This is a genomic window from Thermus sp. NMX2.A1, assembly GCF_000511705.1.
GTDB classification, from domain to species: Bacteria; Deinococcota; Deinococci; order Deinococcales; family Thermaceae; genus Thermus; species Thermus scotoductus.
The window spans coordinates 24,741-33,942 of sequence record NZ_ATNI01000020.1 but is presented as its reverse complement, the minus strand read 5'-3'; the positions used below and the strand labels follow the sequence as shown (position 1 = coordinate 33,942).

The window sequence follows — 9,202 nt, the reverse complement described above, 5'->3', positions numbered from 1 at the left end:
CCACTACCTTCTGGGAAGGACCAGGTGGCAGGAGGGGGCTTCCCGTGCCCTATAGTGAACCTATGGCCTCTTGGATGCGTACCGAGGCGGAGGAAGCCCCCAAGGTCATAGAGCGCCTCCTTAGGGAGAACGAGGGCGAGGTGAGGAGCTTGGCCCGCTTCCTGAGGAAGCGCCCCCCGGCCCTCACCCTTACCGTGGCCCGGGGGAGTTCCGACCACGCGGCCCTTTTTGCCAAGTACCTCCTCGAGGCCCGATTGGAGTGGCCGGTTCTCTCCTTGGCCCCTTCCGTCCTCACCCTTTACCGGGCTAGGCCCAGGGTGCCTTTTCCCTCCCTTCTTCTCGCCTTTAGCCAAAGCGGGGAAAGCCCCGACCTTTTGGAGGTGGTAAGCGCCTACCGCTCCCAGGGAGCCCTCACCGTGGCCCTGGTGAACCGGGAGGAGAGCCCTCTTGCCCGGATGGCGGAGGTGGTCCTTCCCCTCCATGCCGGGGAGGAGAAGGCGGTGGCCGCCACCAAGAGCTTCCTCGCCATGCTGGCCGCCACCCTCCACCTCCTGGCCCAGCTGGTGGAGGAAAGCCGCCTGCGCCAGGTCCTTCCCGCCTTACCCGAGGCCTTGCACCGGGCCTTGGAGGCCTCGGGGGAGCTGGATTACCTGGAAGATGCGGAAAACCTTTTCGTCCTGGGGCGGGGGTTCACGTACCCCGTGGCCCTCGAGGCGGCCTTGAAGCTGAAGGAGGTGGCGGGGCTTCATGCGGAGGGGTTTTCGGCGGCGGAGTTCCTCCACGGTCCCCAGGCCCTTTTGGAGGCTGGCTTTCCGGTGCTGGCCTTGGTGCAAAAGGATGAGGCCTTGGAGGCCCTGCTTTCCACCCTCGAGGGGTTAAAGGCGAAAGGGGCTCATCTTCTCGTTCTCTCCCCGGAACCCGATGCCTTGGCCCTGGCGGATTCTCCCCTGGCGCTTCCCGTGGCCTCCGAGCCCGAGATCACCCCTCTTTTCCTGGCCCAGGCCTTCTATCCCAAGGCGGAGGCTCTGTCCCGGGCCCGGGGCCTGGATCCGGACCGGCCCCGGCACCTCACCAAGGTGACCCGGACCCGCTAGAAGACCCTTTCCCCCAGGGGTACCTCCCGCTCCACGGTGAGGAGGACCACCCGGCCCTCGGCATCCTTAGCCCCCAGGACCAGCACCTCGGAGGGAAAGCCTGCGATGGAGCGGGTTCCCAGGTTCACCGCGCACACCACCAGGCGGCCCACCAGGTCCTCGGGGCGGTAAAGCTCGGTGATCTGGGCGGAACTCTGTTTGACCCCTAAGGGCCCGAGGTCGATCCAGAGCTTGTAGCTGGGTTTGCGGGCTTTCTCGTGGGGTTCGGCCTTCAAGATGCGGCCGATGCGCAGATCCAGGATTTGAAAGGCTTGCAGGGCCTCCATGGCTAGATTCTGCCAGAGGAAGGGGCTGGTACAAACACGTTTCCCGCCTCTTCAGGAGGCGGGACTTTTACAGATAGGGCGCTGGTGGGCCGTGCAGGACTTGAACCTGCAACCAACCGGTTATGAGCCGGCCGCTCTGACCGATTGAGCTAACGGCCCATGCCAAGGGCTTATTTTAGCACAAGGGAGGACTAAGGCCAAACGTCCCGCCCGCTATGTATACACTAAAGGAGGAGGTGAGCCATGACGGTAAACGAGAGCACCACCGATAGGGTGATTCGCTTTATCCTGGCCCTGGTCCTCTTCTACTTCGCTTTCCAGTCGGCATCCCCCTGGAACTGGATCCTGGGGATCGTGGGGGTGGTCCTCCTCTTCACGGCGGTCACCGGCTTCTGCGCCCTCTATAAGGTCCTGGGCATCAGCACCAAGAAGTAGACCGGCTTTGCCGGGCCCTGGACCCCAGGTGAGCTGGGGCGTTGTCTGGCTGAAGGCCGGGCCGGTGGGGATATGGATTGGCCGCTTGTCCCTGGGGATCATGTCCGGGTGGAGTTTTGGAAGTTTCCCGGAGATGTGCTCCACTACTTCTGGGAAGCCCGGGTGGTGGAGGTGAGACCTGAAGGCGTCCTGACCCTTTTGCCACAGGGCGGGACCTTTCACCACGTGGCCAAGGGGAAGGCGGTGGTGCTGGACCACGATGCCTATGTGGCCTTTTTCCCTGGGGCCTGGTACTCCGGGGGACCGGATGTGAGGGAGGGCCGGGTGCTGGAGTATTACTGGAACGTGCAAACCCCGGCGGAGTGGACGGGAAGGGGTTTTCGCCAGTACGACCTCGAGCTGGACGTGCGCTGCCAGGCCGACCATACCTGCCAGGTCTTCGACCGGGAGGAGTTTTGGGCCAAGCGCTCCCTTTACCCCGGGCTTTGGGTGGAGGAGGCGGAAAAGGCGGTGGAGGCCATCCTTCACCACATGCGGCAGGGAAGGTGGCCGGTGCTGCCTCCCGGGGAGCCCCTTCCCTGGATGGAACGGATCTAGGGCGTGAGGGTGGGGAGGGAAGAGGGAGCGGGATCCTGTGCTCCAGACCCCCAGGCTTTAACGGGAATAAGGATGCGCCCCTCGAGGTGCCAGCGTCCTTCCAGGACCACCTGGTAGAGGAGGCCTTTGAAAAAGCCGTGGAAGCTATCCTCCCAGGTTTCCAGGTTCTGGGCCCGCAAGGGGTAGTTGTGCCAGGCGGGGCCCAGGTAGTAGAGCCAGGGGTCATCCAGAAGGCGGGTATCCCGTGGGGGGAGGCCGAGGAGGGCGTTGAAGTAGCCTCTAAGCCGGCTTGCGGTGAAGAGGAGGTTGAGGTAGGGATCCTCGAGGGCCTTCCTGGCCTCGGTCTCGGTCTTGGGGAAGGGTCTTGCTGGATCCCAGGCCCCGAAGAGTCGCAGGCGGTCCTGTTGCTTGAGGGCATCCTCCCAGCTCATCTGGGCCAGGCCCAGGGTGCGGCTCAAGGGGGCGTGGCCTTGGACCTCGGCCAGACCTTGGGCTAAGCCGTCCGCCGCTTCCCGCACCCCCCGGGAAAGCCCCAAGGCCTTGTCTCCCCCGTACTGCTCGTTATCCACAATGGCGGCCAGCACCCCATAAGGAATGCCGAGGGCGGAGGCGGCGGCGCGGATCTCCCGGGCGTAGGGAAGTACGTGGTGGGGGGCGGTGGGCAGGCCCTCGAGGTCCACCTTCTGGCTCCGCTGGGCCTGGCCGATGGCCTCCACCCAGCGCTTGGCCGCCAGGAGGGCGCTTTTGGCTTCGGGGTATGCGGCGCGCTTGCCGGAGCGCTGGTTTTTGAGCTCGAGGCGGAGCAGGCGGTCGTAGGCCCGGGCCGCTTTCTCCCCTAAAAGCAGGTGCAGGCTGGCCTTCAAGCTCAGGTGGAGGCTCACCCAAGCCTCCCGCTCTTCCCTTGGGTAGGGGAGAAGGTCCCTGAGGCTTGGGGAGGGGGGTAGGGTAGGGGGGATGGGAAGGGCCAGGTAGAAAAGGCCCGCTGCCAGCAGCACCAGCCAGGGGCCCGGGGGCATAGATCAGGACTGGGTGTCTTCCACCGGGGCGGGGGGCACCTCCACCGTGGCCTCCACGGGGTAGCCCGCGTAGGTGCGGCGGCCCCCCAGGGTTCTCTCCAGCACCTCCCGCCACTCGGGGAGGTTCAGGAAGCGGTCCGCCTGGTTGCGGAGCTCGAGGTCCGCCAGCTCGTGCACGCCAAGGAGGTGGATTTCCTTCCCCATGGCCCTTAGGGCGCTGAAGGTGTGGGCCAGTTCTCCCGAACCGCTGGCCACGATGGCCCGGTCCCAGCGGGGGGCGGTGGTGAGGAGGTCCGTGGCCATCATGGCCTCAAACCGGGCTTCTCCCCGGACCAAGCGGCTCCGGACCGTGTAGCCCATAAAGACCAGGGCATCTATGAAGCGCTGCTGACGCTCGTCCTCGGGATCGGTGATGGGCACGTAGTAGAAGGCGTTGTAGAGCTGCTCCGGGGTGGCGAACTGGGTGAGGACCCGCCGGTGGTCCACGTTCCAGCCCAGGCGCTTGGTGGCAAGGTACATGTAGGATCCGTCAATGAAAAGGGCAACCCGCATATGCTCCCATCTTAGGACAAAGCCAGGCCCCGGGCTACTCGGGGCCCGTGAGTAGCGGAGAGGAATCTCAGGCCGGTGCTTTCTCCTCGGCCTTTTCCGAGGAGTGCCCGGGGTTCACCTTGAGGGCGGGGTTGGCGTAGGCGGCGGCGTGGTTGGCGGCGATGGCGGCTTCGCCGAAACCCAGCACGATTAGGGGAAGCTTCCCCGGGTAGGTGACGATGTCGCCGCAGGCGTAGACCCCGGGGATGCTGGTGGCCATGGTGGTGTCCACCTTGATCTTGTTCTTTTCCAGCTCCAGCCCCCAGTTGGCCAGGGGCCCCAGCTTGGTGAGGTAGCCCGCCAGGATCAGCACAGCGTCCACCTCCAGCTCCTTTTCCTCCTGGGTTCCGTTGTGGAAGATCACCGCCTTGCGCACCTGGGTATCCCCTTCTATCCGCCGGACCTCGTAGGGGGTGAGCACGGTAAGGCGCCCTTCCTCATGGGCTTTGAAAAGCTCCTTCACGCTGGCCTCGTGGGCCCGGAACTGGGGTCTCCTGTGGATCAGGGTGATCTCCTTAGCGGTGCCCAGAAGGTTCAGGGCCCAGTCCACGGCGCTATCCCCACCTCCCACGATGAGGACCCGCTTGCCCTGGAACTCGGCCTTGGTCTTCACCGCATAGTAAACGCCCTTGCCCTCCAGCTCCTTTTCCCCCGGGGCACCCAGGCGCCTGGGCTCAAAGGCACCCACTCCGGCGGCAATGATTACCGCCTTTGCGGTGTAGGTGTTCCCGGAGGAGGTGGTCACCTTGAAGTGGTCCCCTTCTCTCTCCAGGGTTTCCGCCCGCTCCCCCAGGCTGTAAATGGGGTTGAAGGGAGCCACCTGCTCCACCAAGCCCTTCACTAGGTCCTTGGCGTACACCTTGGGAAAGCCCGCCACGTCGTAGATGTATTTCTCCGGATACAAAGCGGAAAGCTGTCCCCCTGGCTCGGGCAAGGGGTCGATGAAGCGGAAGGAAAGCCCCCGCATGCCCACGTAAAAACCCGCAAAAAGCCCAGCGGGGCCTGCACCAATGATGATCACGTCGGTGTGCTCCATGGCCTCACCTCGCCCTGCATTCTACCCTTAAGGAAACCCTATGGGCGGCGGCTTCCGGTTAGGGACAAAGGTCTTGACCCCATCCCATAATCTTCGCCCTATGGTCCGCCAGCTTACTATGGAGGTGGGATCTTTCTCCCGCCTGGAGAAGACTAGTCCACCCGTAGCACCACTTTTCCAAAGACGCGCCGCTCCTCCAGGAGGCGGTGTCCCTCCGCAGCCTCCTCCAAGGGAAGCACCTGCCCCACCACGGGCTTTAGCCTTCCCTGTTCCACAAAGCGCAGGATGGGGAAAAGGCGGCTTTTGGAGCCCATGGTGGAGCCCAGGATGGAAAGTTGCCGGAAGAACACGTGGGCGAAGGGAAGGGTGCCCTCGTATCCCGAGGAAGCCCCGGCGATGGCAATCCTGCCCCCATTGGCCGTGGCCCGGATCACCCCTTCAAAGTAAAGGGCCCCCGTGTGGTCCACCACCTTGTCGGCACCTTTCCCGCCGGTTAGGCGGCGCACCTCCTTGGGCCAGTCGGGGTGGGTGTAGTTCACGGTTTCATCGGCTCCCAGCTCCTTGGCTTTCCTGAGCTTTTCCTCCGAGCCTGCGGTGGCGATGATCCGGGCCCCGAAGAGCTTGGCGATCTGAATGGCGGCCACACTCACCCCACTACCCGCCGCCATGACCAGAACATCCTCGCCAGGCCGCACCTGGAGTTTGTCCACCACCATCTGCCAGGCGGTGAGGAAGGTCAGGGGGATGGCAGCGGCCTCTTCAAAGGAAAGGTTTGGTGGCTTCTTGAGGAGGTTTGCCTCGGGTACCACCAGGTACTCGGCGTAAGCTCCAAAGCGGTGCTCGCCCAGTATCTCGTATTTGGGGCAGAGGTTATCTTCCCCCGCCAGGCACCGCTCGCAGTGGTCACAGGAAAGGCCGGGGTTGACCACCACCTCGTCCCCAGGGACAAAGCCCGTTACCCCAGGCCCCACTGCGTCCACCACCCCGGAGGCATCTGCGCCCAGGATGTGGGGTAGGGGGAGCTTGGGGCTGGCCACCCCCTTGCGGACCCAGATGTCCAGGTGGTTGAGGGCTGCGGCTTTGACGCGGATCCTTACTTCCTTGGGACCGGGTTCAGGGGTGGGCACCTCGGCCACCTTTAAGACCTCTGGGCCCCCTCGAGCCTCCATGACCACTGCTTTCATCACCACCTCCTTATGGAGGAGATTTTTCCACGTGCTGGCAACGGGGTCAAGCTAAAGGGGTAGCATCCTTGACAGGGTTCAGAGAAACCGGGTACCCTGATCAGCGTAAGGAAGGGGAGGAGGTAAACGCTATGAGGAAAGTCTTAGCGGTATTGGTGGGGGCCATGGCCCTGGCAGGTGTGGCCAGTGCCCAGACTTTTGTCTGGCCCCAGAAGTGGACGGTGGCCAAGCCCTCTGAGGTCAAGAGGGGCGGTACGCTGCGGGCAGCGGTTATCTCCGACTACCGGACCTTTAACCCCTTTATCGCCGCAGAGACGGGGAACGTTCCTGCCATCATCTCCGGAGGTAGGGGCTTGGTTAGGCGGGACCCTACCACCGGGGACTGGATTCCCTACATGGCTGAGTCCTGGACCATCAGCCCCAACAAGCTGGAGATCACCTTCAAGATCCGGAGGGGCATGAAGTGGTCCGATGGCAAGCCCATCACCGCCGACGACTGGATCATGACCTGGCGCATCCACACGGATAAGGCGGTGGGGTCCAACAGCTACGACTCCTTCTTTATCGACGGCAAGCCTATCACCCTGCGCAAGATTGACGACTACACCATCCGCTTCATCTACCCCAAGACCGACGCCCAGGCCTTCGCCGTGGCCAGCTTTGCGCCCTGGCCCGCCCACGTCTTCGGCCCCGTCTACCAGAAGGAAGGGGCCGAGGGCATCAAGAAGATGTGGACCCTGAACGAGAAGCCGAATAACATTGTTTCCGGCGGGCCCTGGCTCATCGAAAGCTACCGCCCGGGTGAGCGCCTGGTCCTGAAGCGCAACCCCGCCTTCGGGGAGTGGAACAAGGACGAGGCGGGGAATCCCCTGCCCTACCTGGACCGATATGAGATTAAGATCGTCAAGGACGTGAACGCCCAGGTGGCGGAGTTCCTGGCGGGGAACATCGACCTCATGGCCCCCCCCACCGTGGACCACATCTCTCAGATCCGCCAGGCCATCCAGCAGGGCCGCCTGGACGCCACCATCAAGGTGAACGCTTCCCCGGAGGCCAGCAGCCAGTTCATGGTCTTCAACTGGAACAAGGCCTCGGATCCCTTCAAGCAAAGCCTCTTCCGCTCCGACAAGTTCCGCCGGGCCATGAGCCACATCGTGAACCGCCAGGCGGTGATTGACATCGTCTACGGGGGCCTGGGCACCCCCATGTACACCAGCGTCTACCCCGTGCTCACCCAGTGGGTGAACCCCAAGGTGCCCAAGTACGAGTACAACCTTAAGCAGGCGGCCAAACTCCTGGCGGAGCTGGGCTTTACCAAGAAGGACCGGGAGGGTTACCTGGTGGACTCCAAAGGCAGAAGATTGGAGTTTAACCTTTCCACCAATGCCGGAAACAATCAGCGGGAGCAGATCGCCAAGCTCATTGTGGACGAGGCCAAGAAGGTGGGGGTTAAGGTCAACTTCCAGGCCATTGACTTCAACACCCTGGTGGGGCAGCTTCTCTCCTCCGGCCCCGACCGGCCCTTTGACGCCATCATCATCGGCCTCTCCGGCGGGAGCCTAGACTGGCCCTTTGGCTCCAACGTGGTGCCCTGCAAGGGCAACCTGCACATGTGGAACAAGTCCGGCCAGTGCCTGGACCCCAGGGAAACCCAGCTGGATGCCCTTTACTCCCGTGGCCGCACCGAGCTGGACTTCAAGAAGCGGGTGGAGATCGGCTACCGCATGCAGGAGATTGAGGCCCAGCTCCTTCCCGTGATCTACATTGCCGGGCCCAACTACCACCCCGCCTGGAACAACCGTCTGGGTGGGGAGCACCCCGATGCCATCATCAGCAGCATCTGGGGCCAGCGGGAGCTGGAGCTGACCTTCATCAAGAAGTGAGCTAGCTGTAGAGTATCCCCGGGGTCTATCGGCCCCGGGGATACTTTGGGAAGCCATGACCGCATACATCCTTCGCCGAATCCTGTACCTGATCCCCACCTTCTTCGGGGCTACCTTCCTGGCCTTCCTCATCATCCAGCTGGCCCCGGGGGATTACCTGACCCAGCTGGAGCTGGATCCCAAGGTAACCCCGGAGACCATCGCCCGCCTTAGGGCCCAGTTCGGCCTGGATCGCCCCATCTACGAGCAGTACCTCCTCTGGATGAATAACCTCCTCCACCTCAACCTGGGCTACTCCTTCGCCTTCCAGGCACCGGTCCTGGAGGTGATCTGGCCTCGAGTGGTGAACTCCATGGTAATCGTCATCCCCTCCACCCTTCTTCTGTACCTGGTGGCCATTCCCATCGGGGTCTACGGGGCGGTGCGCCAGTACTCCTTGGGGGACAGGATCCTTTCCTTTCTGGCGTATATCGGGCTTTCCGTGCCCAGCTTTTTCCTGGCGCTCATCGCCATCTACGTGCTTCTCCAGATCAAGTTCCGCACGGGTACCCTTATCTTTCCGGTTTCCGGCATGACCAGCAGCGGCTTTGAGCAGATGCCGCCCTTGCGCCAGATCCTGGACATCGCCTGGCATGCGGTGGTGCCTGTGCTGGTGGCCACCGCCAACGATATCGCCGGGCTTTCCCGCCTCATGCGGGGACAGATGCTGGAGGTCCTCTCCCAGGACTATATCCGCACGGCCCGGGCCAAGGGCTTGGCCGAGCGGGTGGTCCTGTACAAGCATGCCTTTCGCAACGCGGTGATTCCCTTTGTGGCCACCTTGGGCGGGCTTCTTCCCAGCCTGATCTCGGGAGCGGGGTTCGTGGAGGTGGTTATGGCCTGGCCGGGTATTACCCCCTTTTTCCTGGACGCCATCGCCAACCAGGACCTTTACGTGATCGCCGGTTTTCTCACGGTGAGCCTGGTCCTCTTGATGATCGGCAACCTCATCTCCGATCTCCTCCTGGCCTGGGTGGACCCCAGGATCCGCTACGAATAGG

General features: G+C 63.3%; 10 protein-coding genes and 1 tRNA gene. 5 read left to right on the top strand and 6 right to left on the bottom strand.

Features of this window, described 5'->3' with window-relative positions:
- The first annotated feature begins 62 nt into the window (after positions 1–62).
- Positions 63–1,094 carry an SIS domain-containing protein gene (locus tag TNMX_RS01010; RefSeq protein ID WP_038028548.1) on the top strand — a complete coding sequence of 344 codons (1,032 nt, stop codon included), beginning with the start codon at positions 63–65 and terminating at the stop codon, positions 1,092–1,094.
- Here TNMX_RS01010 and TNMX_RS01005 read toward each other — a convergent pair.
- Positions 1,091–1,420, bottom strand: coding sequence for a tRNA-binding protein (locus TNMX_RS01005; protein WP_038028546.1), 330 nt, complete (start codon positions 1,418–1,420; stop codon positions 1,091–1,093). The genes TNMX_RS01010 and TNMX_RS01005 overlap by 4 nt on opposite strands.
- A gap of 82 nt (positions 1,421–1,502) precedes the next feature.
- Positions 1,503–1,579: transfer RNA gene (locus TNMX_RS01000), tRNA-Ile, on the bottom strand.
- Between the two features lie 84 nt (positions 1,580–1,663).
- On the opposite strand from TNMX_RS01000, the gene TNMX_RS00995 reads away from it, so the two are divergent.
- Together TNMX_RS00995 and TNMX_RS00990 are read left to right on the top strand one after the other, a co-directional pair.
- Positions 1,664–1,855: a DUF2892 domain-containing protein gene (locus TNMX_RS00995; protein WP_015717852.1), complete on the top strand. Its 192-nt coding sequence runs from the start codon at positions 1,664–1,666 to the stop codon at positions 1,853–1,855.
- Between the two features lie 72 nt (positions 1,856–1,927).
- A complete protein-coding gene (locus TNMX_RS00990; protein ID WP_038028543.1) occupies positions 1,928–2,452 on the top strand; it encodes a DUF402 domain-containing protein in 525 nt (174 codons plus the stop codon).
- On the opposite strand, the gene TNMX_RS00985 is transcribed toward TNMX_RS00990, so the two are convergent.
- From TNMX_RS00985 to TNMX_RS00970, 4 genes are all read right to left on the bottom strand, one after another.
- Entirely contained in the window at positions 2,449–3,468 is a 1,020-nt protein-coding gene (locus TNMX_RS00985) for a hypothetical protein (protein WP_038028541.1), read from the bottom strand. The two genes, TNMX_RS00990 and TNMX_RS00985, sit on opposite strands and share 4 nt — an antisense overlap.
- A gap of 3 nt (positions 3,469–3,471) precedes the next feature.
- Positions 3,472–4,020, bottom strand: a complete 549-nt coding sequence (locus tag TNMX_RS00980) for an NYN domain-containing protein (protein WP_038028539.1) — start codon at positions 4,018–4,020, stop codon at positions 3,472–3,474.
- A 67-nt stretch (positions 4,021–4,087) separates the two neighbouring features.
- Positions 4,088–5,095: an NAD(P)/FAD-dependent oxidoreductase gene (locus TNMX_RS00975; protein WP_015717848.1), complete on the bottom strand. Its 1,008-nt coding sequence runs from the start codon at positions 5,093–5,095 to the stop codon at positions 4,088–4,090.
- Between the two features lie 152 nt (positions 5,096–5,247).
- Positions 5,248–6,279 carry a zinc-binding dehydrogenase gene (locus tag TNMX_RS00970; RefSeq protein ID WP_038028537.1) on the bottom strand — a complete coding sequence of 344 codons (1,032 nt, stop codon included), beginning with the start codon at positions 6,277–6,279 and terminating at the stop codon, positions 5,248–5,250.
- Positions 6,280–6,410: 131 nt separating this feature from the next.
- Here TNMX_RS00970 and TNMX_RS00965 point away from each other — a divergent pair, with 131 nt between their 5' ends.
- On the top strand, positions 6,411–8,162 hold the full coding sequence (locus TNMX_RS00965; protein ID WP_038028535.1) for an ABC transporter substrate-binding protein: 1,752 nt from the start codon (positions 6,411–6,413) through the stop codon (positions 8,160–8,162).
- A 55-nt stretch (positions 8,163–8,217) separates the two neighbouring features.
- On the top strand, positions 8,218–9,201 hold the full coding sequence (locus TNMX_RS00960; RefSeq protein WP_038028533.1) for an ABC transporter permease: 984 nt from the start codon (positions 8,218–8,220) through the stop codon (positions 9,199–9,201).
- The last annotated feature ends 1 nt before the right edge of the window (position 9,202 follow it).

Bases quoted from the DNA above. Each gene is read 5' to 3' on its own strand.
- TNMX_RS00975 (WP_015717848.1), bottom strand. From the start codon at position 5,095: ATGGAGCACACCGACGTGATCATCATTGGTGCAGGCCCCGCTGGGCTT.
- TNMX_RS00990 (WP_038028543.1), top strand. From the start codon at position 1,928: ATGGATTGGCCGCTTGTCCCTGGGGATCATGTCCGGGTGGAGTTTTGG.
- TNMX_RS00970 (WP_038028537.1), bottom strand. From the start codon at position 6,279: ATGAAAGCAGTGGTCATGGAGGCTCGAGGGGGCCCAGAGGTCTTAAAG.
- TNMX_RS00985 (WP_038028541.1), bottom strand. From the start codon at position 3,468: ATGCCCCCGGGCCCCTGGCTGGTGCTGCTGGCAGCGGGCCTTTTCTAC.
- TNMX_RS01010 (WP_038028548.1), top strand. From the start codon at position 63: ATGGCCTCTTGGATGCGTACCGAGGCGGAGGAAGCCCCCAAGGTCATA.
- TNMX_RS00965 (WP_038028535.1), top strand. From the start codon at position 6,411: ATGAGGAAAGTCTTAGCGGTATTGGTGGGGGCCATGGCCCTGGCAGGT.
- TNMX_RS00960 (WP_038028533.1), top strand. From the start codon at position 8,218: ATGACCGCATACATCCTTCGCCGAATCCTGTACCTGATCCCCACCTTC.
- TNMX_RS00995 (WP_015717852.1), top strand. From the start codon at position 1,664: ATGACGGTAAACGAGAGCACCACCGATAGGGTGATTCGCTTTATCCTG.
- TNMX_RS01005 (WP_038028546.1), bottom strand. From the start codon at position 1,420: ATGGAGGCCCTGCAAGCCTTTCAAATCCTGGATCTGCGCATCGGCCGC.
- TNMX_RS00980 (WP_038028539.1), bottom strand. From the start codon at position 4,020: ATGCGGGTTGCCCTTTTCATTGACGGATCCTACATGTACCTTGCCACC.